We start from the raw sequence: 16912 nt of genomic DNA on the forward strand, positions 1-16912 counted from the left end.
TTTCAAATGTCCAGGTCGTTTGGATCTCCCGTTTACGGCTTGCCATCCATCCATGCCAACTGAATAAAACAAACTATTCCCGATCGAGGCGAGAATGGTGGTGGGTTTATTTACGATCAAATCACTCTTTTATGGCTGATTGTCCTAGTAATTGCAGGCTTTCTAGGCTTTTGAGTGTTTGTTGTGCCTCCGCCAGCATTGGACGTCCCTGGGGGACACAATCTGCGATTAAGGATACTGCCAAGGATGCTTCTGTTTTGATCAAATTGATACAGTGATCAATTCGCCCAATTGGATCTGCGGCCATAGATTCACTTTTCTTGCTCAAAGCCGGAGAAATCTCATTAAGAAGTTGATTGAGCGCGTGTTGTATTGACTCGATTCTTGCTTCTGTTGGCACTAATCGTTGATCAGATGGGTTCATTGCTGTTCAATTGATGTTTTAATTGGTCGCTTGCTAGCTAGATCGTTCGGCAGTGCGTACACCTATATCGATGAAGTGAGCTAAAAACTATGATGAGCAGCTGTAATGGGATATACCTCCTGCATTGAAGTACTGATCAGGTTTTAGACGATAGTATTTCTCTTCGATTGCTTTTGATTGCTCCTCGTAGGGATGGCTAAAGACCTCCTGCTGCTCTTTGATTAGCGCATAGTCGCCTTGCTTGGCTTGTTGGTACGCAGGAGCGATGAGCCACTCGCGCCAAGTGTATTTCGGATTAACTCGCTTCATCTTTTCCGCGATCTCGGCTGGATCCCCAATGCTCTGTATCAGCTCGTTCCAGTGTTGGATCCAGGTTTGCCATTTCTCTTCCACTTGTGGAGAGATCGATGAATAAAAGCTTATTTTTAAATTAGATAGATCATTTGGAATCTGGCAAAGCTCGCGGAAGAAAATTGTAAAATCAACTTTTGTCTGCACCATCAGTTGGAATAACTCCTGGACCACTTCATCGTTGTAGTCAGTTAGGCCAAGCTTCTCTGCCCACATCCGTTGAATGGTGGTGTTGATTTCTTTTTTAAAGTCAGCACAGGCTTGGTCTACTTGTTCTAATGCCAGAGCATCATCTGTGACAAGCAGTCTTATGGCTTTCCAAAACATATAAAAATTGGCTTCTGCTGCGACAGGCTGATTAAAGAATGAAAAGTGTTCGCCACCCCCAATCCAAGGCTGGTATTGGGGGTCAAAGACCTCACAAAAACCGAAGGGTCCATAGTCCAGCGTAAAACCACCAGCTGCACAGTTGTCACTATTAAAATTGCCTTGGCAGTAACCAATGCGTAGCCAATGCGCAATCAAGGAAGTGAGGCGTCCTCGATACAGTATTGCCAATTGAATTAATTGAGCGGAAAAATCTAAAGTCTGGTCTATTTCGGATTTGTATTCTCGATCAATTAAATGCAACACGATCATGCGTAACTCCTTTAACACGTCTGGATGGTCACTGTTTCGAGCACGTCGAGCAAATAATTCCAGTTGACCAACGCGTATAAAGGAAGGTGCTACACGGGTTGAAATGGCAACCGGATCCTCCACTAAAATATCGGGATCAGAAGAGTTGGAGTTTTCTGAATACCAAGGCCGCCTAACTGTCTCTGTTTGTGATACATAGAGTGTCAAAGAACGCGACGTAGGGACTCCAAGGGCATGCATCAATTCTTGTGCCAGAAACTCTCTCACGCTTGAGCGCAGAACTGCGCGGCCATCAGCACCCCGGCAGTAAGGAGTGGGGCCTCCACCTTTTAATTGCATCTCCCAACGCTGACCTTTAATGATCCCCTCAAACACTGAAATTGCTCGGCCATCCCCATAACCATTTCCATTTCCAAATGGACACTGTTGATTATATTCAGTCCCGTAAATAGATAATGCATAGCCTGTAGCCCAGCCAAAAGGGCGCATCGGATCTCGAGTTTCAGAGAGATCACCCGAGAAAAGTTTCTTAAATTCTTCGTTGAAGGCTAGATCTTGATCCAAGCCAAGTTCGGAGAAAAATGTTTCGCTATGGCTTACATAGATGGGCTGTCCCAGGGGCTTCGGAGTGACAGGAACAAAATGACCTGAGCGGACCTGGCGAGGGCGATGATCTTGCCCATCTTCTGTTGATTCAGGATCAGGATGGAGATTATCTAATAACGAATAATTTGCAAGTTGTATGAAATTGTTAAACGTGGCTAGAGATTCTTCTGAACTGGACTTTGATGAATGTGACATTCTTGTTGCCAGTCCTTGTGCTCTCCACACCATCATACCTAGTTGCATTTCCTATCGTCATCTCGCCGCCCTAAAATTTTTCTTATCTATTGATTTAGATGTGATCGGTGAGTATAATTCAAAAGATAAAAGGCCTGCTTCTTCTTTTGGGCTTTTTAGTACTTTCCATTGACGATGGACCTAATCCAATCCAATGCTATTACCACTCTTCATCGACTCGCATCGGTTGAAGATGTTGTGCAATTTGTACGCCTGTGCGTGGACAAGAGTCTCGTTATAGATTTTATTCTGAAGGAGGAGCTTGATGCTTTTATCAAGCCAAGCAATAACTCTGGCTCTTGGGTTCGACAGCAAATTGATGGTGTCAGGGTTAAGGCGGTTGATCAAAATGGTTTTACGATTTATGCGATTTGGATGAGAGAGTCTTTGATGAAGGATTATGTGACGTATTTAGAATCGATTACGAAAACGCTTTCTGATGCTTCTGTCTTCTCGTTTCCAGTGATTTAGGAGTTGCCCAAAGATTATTTGCCTAACAGATTGAGAATTCTCCGACATGTTCTCTTCTTACGCCAATATAGTCTTCTAAAACGGCATCCTCGTTGAATTCCCCAGTGAGGCATTCGATAACCTGTGTGTGGATAAAGGCAGATTCTTCGGCTTTGCCTTCTTGGTACGCAAACCTATCTGGGTAGAGGGTTCGGTATGCATTCGGGATTGTGATAAACCAGCTGCTGTCGTTACCTGCGTAATAAATTTCACCGGCAATGCGGTAGAACTCGCCAAATTCTTTTGCAGGTTCGGGAACCTTCTTGTATATCTTTGCCTGTTCGTCTGCGGTGAGCCCAAGCCAGTTCAGGCTCTGTTCCATCTTCTCGTTCATTAGAAGCAGGACAACCAATGTCCTATTGATAGCAGCTTTCCTTCGTGGTTACTGATCAAAAGCACACCTATTGCTGGGAGCTTGAGAAGGTTTGCTTCAACAAGCTGCAGGCTTTCTAGCCGCAGGCACCTATGCACTACAGGCTTCCAGTGCTGGAGGCTGCCATCTCCATGAAGAGGATCACAACCGTTGCCGCCACGATTACCACTGGCCAAATTTCCGTATCAGATCCCATGTGGCAATCCCATCGCTGCTTCTAACCATCCAAGCTCATAATCACTAGCTCGTCACGATTGATCCAGTTGGCCTGGGGCGCTAAGTGCAGCTGAGTTTTGGCTTCGCTGCCTGCGATTTTCGGTTTTGCTGCAGATTTCGTCTCGCAGTGTGGCGTTTGTATTTGTCAAAATATGACAATGATTACTCTTTCGGTCGCTGGGCTGCTGCTTGCCCTCAACGTCGCTCTCATCTCTTCAATCCTCTCCGTCGATCAATTAATCGGTTGAAAATTGGCAGCAGCTGCATCAGTGGCTTGTTTCTTTTTCCACTTTTTTGATTTTCAATATCAGTCCTATTAGATTTTTGTTCGGATTTTCCAAATACTGAATTCGGTTTCACATATGACTAACCCTTTCAAGTATTAAAATTGGGTTCATTTTTCTAACATAGTCTTACATCAGTCTTTAATGTAAATGGTTTTTTAAATACTTCTAGATGCCTTAGTTTAGTTTTTTGTTGCTCAGCCTTTCCCTCTATTTAACGTTGAAACCAACCAGTAAGTGCTATTGCTAAAGCATCGGCAGCATCATCGGGTCGCGGTGGGGTTTCGAGATTAAGTTCCCGCATCACGGCCTCAAGCACTTCGTCTTTGTCTGCGTGGCCATGTCCTGTTAACGCCTGCTTAATTTGCATCGGCGGGAATTCCACGATCGGAAGCCCAAAGCGTGTGAGCGTCATGATCAATACCCCGCGGGCCTGCACAACGGCGATGGTGTTGCTTGAGCGGTAGAAGAAAAACTTCTCCACGCTGGCCAGTTCGGGTTGATGGATGCGAATGATTTGGCGCAGGTCACGCGCAATTTCCACCATTCGCTCTCCCTCGCTTCGGCCTGGATCGGTGCGAATGATTCCGCAGTCGACCATCCGTTGTGAGCCTTCCTGTGTCCCCTTGCGCGGCTCAACATCGATCACCCCGTAGCCGACCCGAGCCAGGCCTGGATCAATGCCAAGGATGCGCAACGGTAATTAGCTGGCCAAGGCCAGTTCGAATTCAGAGCGATCGTCTGATTCGTTGCGCTCAAACACCTTGCAGAACACCTTCACGACCCGATCACCGGAGTCAATTTGTTCTAAGGGATCTTTGCGCAGTCGATGGCGCAGGCTGCAGGACACCACGCGAGCGACGTCGTCTTCGCTGACCTCTGTGCGCCCTTCAAAGGCGGCTAGGGCACGGGCTGCTCGGTTGGTCACGATGTCGCCACGCAATCCATCCACGTCCAATTCTCCGCAGACCGATGAAATGCTCAGACGCAAGTCATCGTCAATCGTGACCTGCTCTAGGCGCTGCTGAGCTTCCATCACCCTGGCTTGCAGAGCTTCTTGGGCTGCCGTCACGCTCATGCTGAAGGCGTCAGGGTCGCTGTCGAAGGCCGTGCGTTGGTCCACGACTTTCACTCTTAATTGTGGATCGCGAACGGTGCGCACCTCCACACTCATCCCAAATCGATCGAGCAGCTGGGGGCGCAGCTCCCCTTCTTCCGGGTTGCCCGATCCAATCAACACGAAGCGGGCGGGGTGACGCACGGAGACCCCCTCGCGTTCCACGGTGTTCCAGCCAGAGGCGGCCGAGTCGAGCAAAACATCAACCAGGTGATCGTCGAGCAGGTTGACTTCGTCGACGTAGAGAAGGCCGCGGTTGGCTTTGGCGAGTAGGCCTGGTTCAAAGGCGCGGACGCCTTCACTCAATGCTTTTTCGATGTCGATCGTGCCGCAGAGGCGATCTTCTGTGGCCCCCAGGGGAAGGTCCACCATGGGCACCTGGCGTTGCTCCGTACCCAAAGCTTCACCGTGTTCCAAGCGCTGCCTCACATCACTGCTCTGCAGGTCAGGGTCGGTTGGTGAGCTGTTGTAGGGATCGCCCGCAACCACCTCAATGCCGGGCAGCAGGTCTGCAAGCGCTCGGATCGTGGTGGATTTGCCCGTGCCGCGGTCTCCCATGATCATCACGCCGCCGATGCGCGGGTCGATCACGTTGAGCAGCAGCGCCAATTTCATCTCTTCCTGGCCGATGACGGCGGTGAAGGGAAAGACTCTGCGCTTGCGCGGTGAACTCACGGGTGAACGTCGGTTGTTGAATTGGATTGTTTCACAGGCAGCACGCTGAGCACCTGCGGTGGTGTGGCATCGGCGGGATAGACCAGTCGCACGCGCACTCGCCGGCTCTCTCCTGGCGCTAGAGACACAGTCCCCAGTTTTGGTCCTTCCTGACCACGTCGCAACACGAGGTGAAAGCGCCGCCGTCCCATCCCCCTGCCGTTGGCTCCATCAAGGCCCGTCACCTCAATGGGGCCGCGAAACATGACAGGGCCACTGTTGCCAGGTTGGAACTGCAATTTGCCGTTGCTGCTGCCCCGTTTGTCGGGGGATTCCAGGGCGATCGCCACCGTTCGTTGGCTGTGCTCGGGGTTATGCAGAGGAAGGCTGAGGTCGTATTCCACGCCGTAATTGCCGTGGGCGGCCCAGGCCGTTCCTTTGTCAAATCTTTGGAGTTCAGCTGTTTGCACTTGAGCGGTGCCGAGATCGCCGCGCTCCAGGCTGCTGATCGGCCACGAGATCGGCGCTTCGTTGATGTTCAGGGTGTTGGAGCCTGGATCAGTCAAGCTTCCCGTCCAGGTGCTGCCGATTTGAACGCCACTCACCCGCGAGTAGATCATCCGACCCTTGCTGCCTCGTGGCGTGGGCTGATGTTCTTTTGGGCTGAGTGTTCCTGAGCTGAGCAGTGCTCTCCAGCGTTGATCGCTGGGTGGAGAGTCGTTGTTGCCGTAGGCCGCCACGGTGGCGACATACACCGGTGCGGAGCTGTTCAGCCGCAGCTGCAGGTTTCGGCCATTGAGCAAGGGGTCAAGTCCTGCCACGGGAATGGGAAGAACCAGCAACGCACTGGCATGCCCAGGGCCAATCTTGATTTGCTTGGGAAGCTCGGGCGCCTGATCGCCTCGAAGCAAGTCCCCAGCCACCCTGCTTCCTGGTCCAGAGGCGATCGGGGTGGTGGTTTCCGCCATCAGGGAGGGCAGAGGGAGGAACGGGGCTGCTGTTTGCCCTGGCTTGGTGCCCTGGGACAGCGAGGTGCTGCCGCTGATCACATCGAGCGTGACCGGTTCCGTTCCAACTGGTTGTGCAAGCACGGCAAGCCAGAGGGTGGAGGCCAGCTCCTCTGGCTTGCCGGCGTACACGTGGTGGCTAAACAGGTCAAAACGTCCGTCTAAGGCAACATTGAGCCCCTGGTTGGCGGGAAAGGTAGACAGCAGCACCCCTTCAGCAGTGATCAGCTCGGGGTTGTTGTCATTGAGCAGCAGCAGCTCATCCAATTGGCCGGGAAGTGGACGCAGCTGCTGCTCGCGTAGGAACGGACCTTGCGCCTGGGGGGCCGCACGGGATGGCACGCCAGGGATGGTGATGAGGCAGAAAGCGGCGAGGGCCAGCAGCGAAGAATGACGCATGGTGAAAACAGGAATCAGCGTTGACGTGGAGGCGCTGGCTTGGGTTTGAGCATTGGTGCCATGGCGGCAGCCATGTTGCGGATTAGTTCCGTGGAGCGGGGATCATTGAATGGACCTTTCACCACGAAGGCCGCAACGGCACGGCGACCATCGGGGAGTTCGATCAGCCCGGCATCGGCATAAGCGATGCCGATGTCGCCGGTTTTGTTGAACACGCGATAGCCCTTGATCATCAGGCTGTCATCGGGTTTGCCCTGGGAGCCACCCAGGCCTTTGAGCAGTCCACCGGGGAGCAAGCGGTTGGTCACGGAGGTGCCCATCACTTCTCGGAATAAATCGCGGCCGCGAATCGAGAGCGCTTCTCCGGTATCCACAAGGGCGATCGCTCTGGCTAGATCACGGGCGCTGGTGGTGTTGGTGCCCTTTAGGTCCGGAAGCCAGTTGTTCACCTTGGTGGCGCTGAGCCCCAGGCTGGTGAAGCGGGCGTTGAGATCCTCTTGACCCCCTACCCGTTCAATCAGCAGATTCGTTGCGGTGTTGTCGCTGATGCGAATCATCTCTGTGGCCACTTCATGGGTGGGGAAGCGGGTCCCCAGTGGCTTGCTGGCCATCCAGCCGGCGCCGCCTCCCACCACCGTTTTGCTGAGGGTGAGCGGTTCATTCCAGCTCAACCTGCCGGCATCGATTTCCTCGAGGGCGACCAGCAAGATCGGAGTTTTAATGGCGCTTGCGGCCGGCAATGCCGTGTCTGGATTGAGCTGGGCGTAGCGGCCATCATCGAGCGCAAGCATGAAGGCACTCACCTGGAGGTCTGGATCCTGGGCTGCTAGCACCTCCCAGCGTTTGCTCAATGCGCTGAGCTCTTGTTTGGTCTCAAAGTGCCCAAGCGTGTCGGTGCTGCTCGTTGAAGTGATCACAGCGGCCGCTGGATCTGGTTGTTCTTGTTTGGCTGGTGTGATTGTTGGCGTGAGCCAGCCGGGAAGGGTGAGATCTCCGCGTTGGACAGCAGGACCTGCCAGCTTCAGGGCCGATCCTGTGATGACGCCCAGGCCCACACCCATCAGCACCAGGCGCAGCAGCAACCTCAGTGGACGCCCCCAACCTGGGGACTGTTGACTGGAACGACTGGAACGACTGGAGCCCAAGGGGGTGGAGCAGGAGAGCCTGAGGTTACGAGCGGTTGCGCCTCGCTGCCCAACGCAATTGACGCACCATGCCGCGCAACAGAGCCACTTCATCGCTGCGAATCAGGCCCCGTTGCACGAGGCCTTTCACCTTGGCCATTCTCGCCCTTGCTGTGTGCTCCAGCAGGAAGCCCACCTCGAGCAGAAGCTCTTCAGCATCGCGCAGGCAACCATCGAGCTCAGGAGCACTGGCAGGGATCTCGCTCACTGGTGCAGCTGGTTTGGCCTGCAAGCGCCGTTCTCGCTCCAACTCATGCAGCACCACAGCGACGGCATGGGAGAGGTTGAGAGACGGGTATGTGTCTCCGGTGTGCAACTTGAAAACCCGATGGCTGATCAGGAGTTCTTCGTTGGAGAGCCCTCGATCCTCCCGCCCAAACACCAGGGCCGAGCGCAGACCTTGCGTCCTACCCGTTTGAATCCAGGGCGCGATCTCCTCGGGGGATTGCAGGGGGATCTCGCCGTGATCGATGCGCCCGCAACTGGCCACCACCTGTTGACAATCCGCGACAGCCTCGAGCAACGAGGGAAAAATGGCGGCGTGTTGGAGAACGGCATCACCGTGGACGGCCATGCGCACAGCCTCTGGATCGCTGGGGTCACAGCGGGGGGCCACGAGCCTGAGATCTTCAATGTTGTAATTGGCACACAATCGAGCCACGCTGCCGACGTTGAGAGGTCCCGCCGGCTCGACCAGCACCACGGTCAATGTCAAGACAGTGTTTTGAGATAGGCGAGCAGATCAGCCATGTTTTGTGGCTCGATTTCAAAGCGGGGCATCGGCGGTGTTTCACCACTCACCACCTGGTGAATGATCTGCATGTCCCTGCGCCGATCGCTCACCCCTTTCAGGCTCGGCCCAACCAGGCCCTGGCCTGCGATGCCATGGCAGCCGGCGCAATTGATGCGGAACATCTGACCACCGTGTTGCTCTGATCCTTCGAGGGCAAGCGTTGCTTTGGTGTATGGATCTTGTCGTGTGTTGCCCAGCATCCACACCAACAAGACGATGCAAGCCATCGCCGCGAGAACGGTGAGGGCCGCGATCAGCCCTCGACTCCGCTCTGGGATTGCTGCAGCAGTTGATGACGGTGCCGTCACAGAAGAGACCAGGCCATGGAACAATTGTGCTCAATCTTTTCATTGGGCGCGACGACATGATCGAACCCCTTCTTTGCGGCATTGTTTTGGGGTTGATCCCGATCACCCTGATGGGGTTGTTTGTTGCCGCTTGGAATCAGTACCGCCGGGGTAGTGCTCTGGGGGGCTGAGCAGCAAGAGGGCGCTCGTTCCATATCGTCGTTGATCCACCACCGTCCAGGGCGATGCTGCGGTCAATTTTTTATGGCGGGCGTGTTCACAGATCACTAATCCCTGGCTGGTGAGCCAGTTGCCCTCCAGCAATGCAAGCAAGGTGGGCTCATACAGCTCAGATCCATAGGGAGGATCGAAATAGGCGACATCGAACGCGGGTAGGGAGCTTGGACGGCCTGTTTGCAGCCAACTCACCAGATCACGACGGATCACTTCAACGGTTGGAGAAGGCGAACGGCCTCCAGCAATCAGCATCAGATTGTCTCGGCAGACGGAGGCTGTTTTGGGATCCTTTTCCACGGCCCAGACCCTGCTCACGCCGCGTTCGATGGCTTCGCATCCCATCACGCCGCTACCGCTGCAAAGGTCGAGCCAGGAGGCGTCCTGCAGCTCTGAGGCGAGCATGTTCATGACCGCTTCGCGCACACGGGCTGTGGTGGGCCTGGTGCTGGTCCCAACAGGACTGCGTAGGCGACGACCCCCGCTGAGACGTAGCAGGCCGCTCACGGCATCCTCACGGCATTAACGGCGCGCCCTGGTGCAGCCATTCCAGCCATCGCGACAGCAAACGCTGCCCCGTGAGGGCGGATTTTTCAGGGTGAAATTGGCAGGCCCCCAGCCGATTGCGCCAAACCGCTGCCGTGGCATGCCCTGAACCGAATTCAACGCTTGCCGCTCGATCCTGCGCTTCGTGGGGCTCAGCGGCGAATGAATGCACGAAATACATCCATTCCGTGCTGGAAGGATCAGGAAGTAGGGGGGAAGGGCGATCGATCTGCAGCCTGCCCCAGCCCATGTGTGGGATGCGCTCTCCCTGGCCCTTCGGAAGTGCTTTCACCCGTCCAGGGAGCAAGCCAAGTCCCTTGCGTTGGCCTTCTTCGCTGGACTCAAACAACAGCTGCAAACCCAGGCAAATCCCTAGGAGTGGACGATCGGCTTTGTTCCAAGCGAGTAATGCAGGGATCAGCCCTGTAGCTTCCAAGCGATCCATGGCTGGGTCAAAGGCTCCAACACCAGGAAGAATCAAGGCCTGGCAGCCTTCTAAATCGTCTGGATGTTGCACAGCCTTGAGGGAACTCCCCAAGCGCTTAAAGCAAGTTTGAACAGAAAAAAGATTCCCCATGCCGTAATCGATCAGTCCAATGGTCTGAACTGAACGAGACATGGGGATGAGTAGCAAGGCGAATAGCGAAGACCCGTTTGGAGTCAGAGATGCTTCGAAATCGTGCCGGAGAGGGTGGCTTTAGGAACGGCACCAACAACGGTGTCAACTTTTTGCCCACCTTTGAACACCATCAGAGTGGGGATGCTGCGGATCCCGTACTGGCTGGCGACGTTGGGGTTCTCGTCGGTGTTGAGCTTGAAGACTTTGATCTTGCCTTCGAATTCCTTGGAGATCTCGTCAACAATCGGAGCCACCATGCGACAGGGGCCACACCAGGGAGCCCAGAAGTCAACTAAGACAGGAACGTCACTTTGAAGGACATCCTTTTCAAAGGATGCGTCGGTTACAGCGGTAGCGCTGGACATTCCATTTGTCGTCGTTATTCAAGTGAATTTAGCAACGACTTCCGAAGATTTCTCGGATTCTTAGTGGGCTCTACAGAACTGTGACGGTTTCGAGTTCTGAGTTGAACGACGTTGGGCGAAGACAAAAAGCCCGAACGCGTCGGGCCGGGGGGTGTGAGGAGTGTGTGGGCCGAAGCCCGCACGCCCTGAGATTAAGGCTTATTTGCCCATCCCTAGCTGCTGGGCTTTCTGATACACCTTTCCTTCTGTAAGCAGCGATGGCGCCACTACAACTTCAACCTGTTGCATCTCCTTGATGGTGCGTGCGCCGAGGGTTCCCATCGAGGTCTTCAGGCAACCAAGCAAGTTGTGGGTTCCATCGTCGAGTTTGGCTGGACCTCGCAGGATGCGTTCGAGGCTGCCGGTGCTGCCAACATTGATTCGAGTGCCACGCGGGAGCACTGGGCTTGGGGTGGCCATTCCCCAGTGGAATCCACGGCCTGGTGCCTCTTCTGAGCGGGCAATGGGGGATCCAATCATCACGGCATCAGCACCACAGGCGATGCACTTGCAGATATCACCACCGGTGACGATTCCGCCATCAGCAACGATCGGGACGTAGCGACCGCTCTCTTTTTCGTAGTCAACACGTGCAGCGGCGCAATCGGCAACCGCGGTGGCTTGGGGAATGCCGACGCCCAGGACGCCACGGGAGGTGCAGGCAGCACCAGGACCAATACCCACCATCACGCCTGCAGCACCAGCGCGCATCAGTTGGAGAGCCACCTCATAGGTGACGCAGTTGCCGATCACCACGGGAACACCCATGTCGCGGCAAAGCATTTCCAAATTGAGGGTCTCTTGTCCTTCAGGGCCGATGTGGTTTGTGGAGACCACGGTGGCTTGCACAAAAAACAGATCGGCTCCCGCCTCTGCAATCGCCTTGCCAAAGCGCAATGCCGCAACGGGGGTGCCGCTCACAGCTGCAATTCCGCCCTGGGATTTGATCGCTTCAATGCGCTTGCGAATCAGGCTTTCCTGAACCGGTTTGCTGTAGATCTCTTGCATCAACGGCACAAAGTCGTCCTTGCCGACGGCTGTGATGCGATCCAAAGCCTCGGTGGGATCCTCGTAGCGGGTCTGAATTCCTTCCAGATTTAAGACGCCAAGCGCTCCGAGTTGGGAGAGCCGCACCGCCATTTCTACGTCCACCACTCCGTCCATCGCACTGGCAATGATCGGGATTTCACGTTCGATTCCGCCCAGGGACCAGCTGGTGTTGGTGACCTCCGGATCAACCGTGCGACCCCCTGGCACCAGGGCGATCTCATCGATGCCATAGGCCCGGCGAACAACTTTGGAGCGTCCGAGCTGAATGTCCACCGGGAGTCGTACTAAAGATCAGCACAAACTACCAACCTGTCATGCAGTCCGTGACAGTGATCAGGGACGGACGGAGCCCCTGAAGGCGGACCAAATCCCGCCCACGTTTGCAATGAGAGCTTTTCGCTCTTCGCTACGAATCAGCCTCGTGGTTGAGAACCAGATCACCCACCCAATGCCTACCAGTTCAAACAATCTTGGAGCGAGAGGGATGCTGCCAATCGCCGCCAGGATTCCGCTGTAAATCCTGATCAGCAGGGTCAAGCCAATCAGGCCAACAACCAGAAACACTGGCCTGCGGGAACGTTGCCAGAGCTCAACAAGGTTGTTGTCATTCCACCACTGGCGCACTTTGGAGCTCAGGAGATCCCACTCCCCGCCATCGCTGGAGGTGTCTTCCGTACTAGCGGTGGCTGCTACTTGGATGCGCTCAGCGATCGCTTCAGAGGCTGCGGGCGTTGGAATGGATGCCACAGCAGGTTCCTTGGCAGTCTCTGGTTCCTGAGCAATCACAGGGACTGGCGCGATCGGGGCCACTGGACTGACGGGTTCTGGTGTCTGTGGCTCCGCTTGAATTGGTTCTGAAGGCTCTGGCGCAGCTGCTGAATCTGCTGCTGCAGGCTCAGGTGCTGGCGAACCTGATGCGATCGGATCGGTGCTGTTGATCTCCATCGATGGGGTGGAGTCAGAGGGCGACGGATTGATCGGATCGGTTTCCATGGCCTTGGTAGCACTGCGCGGATGCGCAACTTTAAGGGCGTTTTCTCGTGCCGTTTTGAAGACGCAGCAAACCCTGACGTATTTCAGCGTCCTTCCCGCGATAAGATGAGGGAAGGCAGTTAGGTCTTGTATGGCGGATCCAGTGGGACCCGGCAACGGCGGTCCCGGCGAATCCGACGAACGGATCATCCAGACAGATTTGCGCAAGGAAATGTCGCGCTCCTATCTGGAGTACGCGATGAGCGTGATCGTTGGGCGTGCGCTGCCCGACGCTCGAGATGGGCTCAAGCCTGTGCACCGGCGAATCTTGTACGCCATGTACGAGCTCGGGCTCACCAGTGATCGGCCCTACCGGAAGTGCGCCCGTGTGGTGGGCGAGGTGCTTGGTAAGTACCACCCTCACGGTGATACGGCGGTCTACGACGCCCTGGTGCGCATGGCCCAGGATTTCTCGATGTCCATGCCCCTGATTGATGGGCATGGCAATTTCGGCTCGGTCGACAACGACCCACCGGCCGCCATGCGTTACACCGAATCGCGGTTGCAGGCGCTCACCACCGACAGCCTCCTTGAAGATATCGAGGCCGAAACGGTTGACTTCGCCGACAACTTTGATGGCTCGCAGCAAGAACCCACCGTTCTGCCATCACGGATCCCCCAGCTCCTCCTGAATGGATCAGCTGGGATTGCGGTGGGCATGGCCACCAATATTCCTCCGCACAACCTTGGAGAACTGATCACTGGTCTGCTGGCCTTAATCAGCAACCCGGAGATCACAGAACAGGAGCTGATGACCCTGATCCCAGGGCCTGACTTCCCCACCGGCGGTCAAATCCTGGGTCGCAGCGGAATTCGTGAGACCTATCTCACCGGGCGCGGCTCGGTGACGATGCGAGGGGTTGCTGGGATCGAAACGATCGAGGCGACCGGTCGCCCGGATCGTGATGCGGTGATCATCACGGCCCTGCCTTACCAGACCAATAAGGCGGCGATGATTGAACGCATCGCCGAGATGGTGAACGACAAGAAGCTGGAAGGCATTTCCGATATTCGCGATGAAAGCGATCGCGATGGCATGCGCGTTGTGGTGGAGCTGCGCCGCGATGCTTATCCGCAGGTGGTGCTCAACAACCTCTACAAACTCACCCCGCTCCAGAGCAATTTCAGCGCCCACATGCTGGCGTTGGTGAACAGCGAGCCGATCCTGCTCACCTTGCGCAAGATGCTCGAGGTGTTCCTCGAGTTCAGAGTTGAGACGATTGAACGGCGCACGCGCTATCTGCTGCGCAAGGCGGAAGAGCGCGATCACATCCTCTTGGGCTTGTTGCTGGCCCTGGATCAACTCGACCCGATCATTGCCCTGATTCGTGCTGCGCCCGATGCAGCAACAGCGCGCACCCAGTTGCAGGAGCGCCATGGTTTGTCTGCTGTGCAAGCAGACGCCATCTTGCAGATGCAGCTCCGGCGTCTCACGGCTTTAGAAGCGGACAAGATCCGCTTGGAGCACGAGGATCTTGTCACGAAGATCGCCGACTACAAGGACATCCTTGGCCGTAGGGAGCGGGTGTTCGGGATCATCGAAGACGAGCTGGGGCAGCTGCGCGATCGCCATGCCGTACCTCGCCGCACCGAGATTCTTGATCTTGCCGGTGGTCTGGAGGACATCGATCTGATCGCCAATGAGCGCTCCGTGGTGTTGCTCACCGAAACGGGGTATCTCAAGCGGATGCCGGTGAGTGAATTTGAAGCCACCAGCCGTGGCACGCGCGGCAAAGCCGGGACCCGCAGCCAAGGTGAAGAAGCGGTCAAGCTTTTCATTGGCTGCAACGACCACGACACCTTGCTGCTGTTCAGCGATCGCGGTGTGTCGTATGCCGTTCCTGCGTACCGGGTGCCTCAGTGCAGCCGTACTGCCAAGGGCACACCGATTGTGCAGCTGTTGCCGATCCCTCGGGAAGAAGCGATTACCTCGCTGCTTGCAGTGTCGGAATTCAACGATGACACCGATCTGTTGATGCTCACCACGGGCGGATACATCAAACGCACGCGTCTTTCAGCCTTTAGCAACATCCGCTCCAACGGCTTGATTGCCATCGGCCTGGAAGAGGGTGATGCGCTCACTTGGGTGCGGCTTGCTGTACCGGGAGACAGCGTGCTGATTGGGTCACGGGCGGGAATGACGATCCACTTCCGGCTCAATGACAACGAGCTGCGCCCGTTGGGCCGTACGGCTCGAGGTGTGCGCTCGATGAATCTGCGCGCAGGCGACAGCTTGGTGAGCATGGATGTGTTGCCGGTGGAGTTGGCGGATCAAATCGCTGCCAGTAGCGAGGAGGGCGATGAAGGCAGTGATGAGGGCGACACTGCTGCGGTGGCGGAAGGCCCTTGGGTGCTGGTGGCCTCGGCCTCAGGACTTGGCAAACGGGTGCCGGTTACGCAGTTCCGTTTGCAGAAGCGGGCTGGCATGGGCCTGCGCGCGATCAAGTTCCGCACCGATGCCGATGAGCTTGTGGGCTTGCGGGTGTTGGGTGCGGGTGAAGAGCTGCTGCTGGTGAGTGAAAAAGGTGTGATTGTGCGCACCAGTGCTGATGCCATCCCGCAGCAATCCCGTGCTGCCACGGGTGTGCGCTTGCAGCGGCTCGATAAGGGTGACCGTTTAGCCGATGTGGTGCTGGTTCCACCTGAAGCTGAAATGGACGACGACAACGAAGGCAGTGCAGAGGAGTCGTCTGAACCATCAGCTGAGGGCTGACCTTGGCTGATTGCGCGGATGTGCTGGTGATGGGTGGCGGTCCTGCCGCCCTTTGCATCGCCTCCGAACTGCATCAACGCGGGGTGCGGGTTGAGGGAATTGCACCGAATCGGGTGGATGCCCCTTGGCCGAACACCTATGGAATCTGGGCGAAGGAACTTGAGCTGTTGGGTCTTGAGGAATTGCTCGAGCACCGCTGGAGTCACACGGTGAGTTTTTATGGCCCGGGTGGCTCTGATGCAGACGATCAACCCACGCAGCACGGGCTGGATTACGGGCTGTTTGATCGCCACAAGCTGCAGCAGTACTGGCTGGGCCATGGCCAGGGCATGACCTGGCATCAAGACAGCGTCGATCGCATCGAGCTGAAGGCTGATCGCACTAGGGTGGATTGCGCCTCGGGGAAGCGGCGCCTGGCCCGGGTGGTGATTGACGCTTCAGGTCACCGATCGCCGCACATCCGCCGGCCGGACCAAGGGCCTGTCGCTGGGCAAGCGGCCTATGGCGTGGTGGGTCGCTTTGAAAAAGCTCCGGTGGAGCCTGGCCAATTTGTGCTGATGGATTTTCGCTGCGATCACCTCAGCGAAGAGCAACGCCAGCAGCCCCCTACCTTTTTGTATGCGATGGATTTTGGTGATGGGGTGTATTTCCTGGAGGAAACATCGCTAGCCCTCGCACCGGCTTTTCCTGAAGCTGAGTTAAAGCAACGCCTAGAGAAACGCCTGGCTAATGCGGGGAACGCGATCACCGAGGTGATGGATGAGGAGCATTGCTTGTTCCCCATGAATTTGCCGTTGCCGGATTTCCATCAGCCGGTGTTGGCCTTTGGCGGCGCGGCGAGCATGGTGCATCCGGCTTCGGGCTACATGGTGGGAGCGCTGTTAAGACGCGGGCCAGGTTTGGCAGAAGCCTTGGCCGCGGCTTTAAAAGAGCAACCAGCAATGGGATCTGCAGCGCTGGCGCGCGTGGGTTGGCAGGCGCTGTGGCCGATGGAGTTGGTGCTACGCCATCGCCTGTTTCAGTTTGGTTTAGGCCGTTTGATGCGCTTCGATGAACGGCTTTTGCGCCGCCATTTCACCAGCTTTTTTAAGCTGTCTCAAGAGGATTGGAGTGGCTTCCTCACCAACACGTTGCCGTTGCCGCAACTGATGGCTGTGATGCTGCGCTTGTTTGCGATTTCACCTTGGGATGTGCGGCGCGGGTTGGTGCTTGGTGCACCTCGGAAGTCGTCGTGAT

General features: G+C 55.9%; 18 protein-coding genes and 1 pseudogene. 5 read left to right on the forward strand and 14 right to left on the reverse strand.

All coding sequences use genetic code 11. The features are described from left to right. Positions 1-121: 121 nt before the first annotated feature. Positions 122-400 (reverse strand): hypothetical protein, encoded by a 279-nt coding sequence (locus tag SynPROS91_RS04140; protein ID WP_255439925.1) that lies wholly within the window; start codon positions 398-400, stop codon positions 122-124. Between the two features lie 111 nt (positions 401-511). After that, positions 512-2215: a YdiU family protein gene (locus SynPROS91_RS04145; protein WP_186519439.1), complete on the reverse strand. Its 1704-nt coding sequence runs from the start codon at positions 2213-2215 to the stop codon at positions 512-514. Positions 2216-2389: 174 nt separating this feature from the next. Between SynPROS91_RS04145 and SynPROS91_RS04150 the strand changes: the two genes are divergently transcribed. Further along, positions 2390-2725: a hypothetical protein gene (locus SynPROS91_RS04150; RefSeq protein WP_186519441.1), complete on the forward strand. Its 336-nt coding sequence runs from the start codon at positions 2390-2392 to the stop codon at positions 2723-2725. 22 nt (positions 2726-2747) lie between these two features. On the opposite strand, the gene SynPROS91_RS04155 is transcribed toward SynPROS91_RS04150, so the two are convergent. Beyond that, positions 2748-3098, reverse strand: a complete 351-nt coding sequence (locus tag SynPROS91_RS04155; protein WP_186519443.1) for a hypothetical protein — start codon at positions 3096-3098, stop codon at positions 2748-2750. A 332-nt stretch (positions 3099-3430) separates the two neighbouring features. Here SynPROS91_RS04155 and SynPROS91_RS04160 point away from each other — a divergent pair, with 332 nt between their 5' ends. Beyond that, positions 3431-3601, forward strand: coding sequence for a hypothetical protein (locus SynPROS91_RS04160; RefSeq protein ID WP_186518649.1), 171 nt, complete (start codon positions 3431-3433; stop codon positions 3599-3601). Positions 3602-3851: 250 nt separating this feature from the next. Here SynPROS91_RS04160 and ruvC read toward each other — a convergent pair whose 3' ends face one another. From ruvC to SynPROS91_RS04190, 6 genes are all read right to left on the reverse strand, one after another. Beyond that, entirely contained in the window at positions 3852-4334 is a 483-nt protein-coding gene (ruvC, locus tag SynPROS91_RS04165; RefSeq protein ID WP_186518651.1) for a crossover junction endodeoxyribonuclease RuvC, read from the reverse strand. A gap of 6 nt (positions 4335-4340) precedes the next feature. Then, complete coding sequence (bchI, locus tag SynPROS91_RS04170) at positions 4341-5429, reverse strand: magnesium chelatase ATPase subunit I (RefSeq protein ID WP_186518653.1); 1089 nt, start codon at positions 5427-5429, stop codon at positions 4341-4343. Beyond that, positions 5426-6814 carry a DUF3370 domain-containing protein gene (locus SynPROS91_RS04175; RefSeq protein ID WP_186518655.1) on the reverse strand — a complete coding sequence of 463 codons (1389 nt, stop codon included), beginning with the start codon at positions 6812-6814 and terminating at the stop codon, positions 5426-5428. Before SynPROS91_RS04175 ends, bchI begins: the two co-directional genes overlap by 4 nt. A gap of 14 nt (positions 6815-6828) precedes the next feature. Continuing rightward, positions 6829-7875, reverse strand: coding sequence for a serine hydrolase (locus SynPROS91_RS04180; RefSeq protein ID WP_255439983.1), 1047 nt, complete (start codon positions 7873-7875; stop codon positions 6829-6831). A gap of 109 nt (positions 7876-7984) precedes the next feature. Beyond that, on the reverse strand, positions 7985-8713 hold the full coding sequence (locus tag SynPROS91_RS04185) for an RNA methyltransferase (RefSeq protein ID WP_186518657.1): 729 nt from the start codon (positions 8711-8713) through the stop codon (positions 7985-7987). Beyond that, positions 8710-9099 (reverse strand): cytochrome c, encoded by a 390-nt coding sequence (locus tag SynPROS91_RS04190; RefSeq protein WP_186518659.1) that lies wholly within the window; start codon positions 9097-9099, stop codon positions 8710-8712. Before SynPROS91_RS04190 ends, SynPROS91_RS04185 begins: the two co-directional genes overlap by 4 nt. Before the next feature lie 56 nt (positions 9100-9155). Between SynPROS91_RS04190 and petG the strand changes: the two genes are divergently transcribed. Further along, complete coding sequence (gene petG / locus SynPROS91_RS12160) at positions 9156-9269, forward strand: cytochrome b6-f complex subunit V (protein ID WP_071778027.1); 114 nt, start codon at positions 9156-9158, stop codon at positions 9267-9269. Between the two features lie 58 nt (positions 9270-9327). Here petG and rsmD read toward each other — a convergent pair. From rsmD to SynPROS91_RS04215, 5 genes and pseudogenes are all read right to left on the reverse strand, one after another. Further along, positions 9328-9819: pseudogene (rsmD, locus tag SynPROS91_RS04195) on the reverse strand (16S rRNA (guanine(966)-N(2))-methyltransferase RsmD); the annotation flags it as partial. Between the two features lie 7 nt (positions 9820-9826). Beyond that, on the reverse strand, positions 9827-10477 hold the full coding sequence (gene hisH / locus SynPROS91_RS04200) for an imidazole glycerol phosphate synthase subunit HisH (protein WP_186518663.1): 651 nt from the start codon (positions 10475-10477) through the stop codon (positions 9827-9829). Between the two features lie 41 nt (positions 10478-10518). Continuing rightward, positions 10519-10842: a thioredoxin gene (gene trxA / locus SynPROS91_RS04205; RefSeq protein WP_186518665.1), complete on the reverse strand. Its 324-nt coding sequence runs from the start codon at positions 10840-10842 to the stop codon at positions 10519-10521. A gap of 198 nt (positions 10843-11040) precedes the next feature. Beyond that, positions 11041-12204, reverse strand: a complete 1164-nt coding sequence (locus SynPROS91_RS04210; RefSeq protein ID WP_186518667.1) for a GuaB3 family IMP dehydrogenase-related protein — start codon at positions 12202-12204, stop codon at positions 11041-11043. A gap of 60 nt (positions 12205-12264) precedes the next feature. Then, positions 12265-12924: a CAAD domain-containing protein gene (locus SynPROS91_RS04215; RefSeq protein ID WP_186518669.1), complete on the reverse strand. Its 660-nt coding sequence runs from the start codon at positions 12922-12924 to the stop codon at positions 12265-12267. Positions 12925-13054: 130 nt separating this feature from the next. On the opposite strand from SynPROS91_RS04215, the gene gyrA reads away from it, so the two are divergent. Then, a complete protein-coding gene (gene gyrA / locus SynPROS91_RS04220; RefSeq protein ID WP_186518670.1) occupies positions 13055-15676 on the forward strand; it encodes a DNA gyrase subunit A in 2622 nt (873 codons plus the stop codon). A 2-nt stretch (positions 15677-15678) separates the two neighbouring features. Next, positions 15679-16911 (forward strand): lycopene beta cyclase, encoded by a 1233-nt coding sequence (gene crtL, locus SynPROS91_RS04225; protein ID WP_186518672.1) that lies wholly within the window; start codon positions 15679-15681, stop codon positions 16909-16911. The last annotated feature ends 1 nt before the right edge of the window (position 16912 follow it).

It is taken from the genome of Synechococcus sp. PROS-9-1 (genome assembly GCF_014279775.1).
GTDB lineage: Bacteria > Cyanobacteriota > Cyanobacteriia > PCC-6307 > Cyanobiaceae > Synechococcus_C.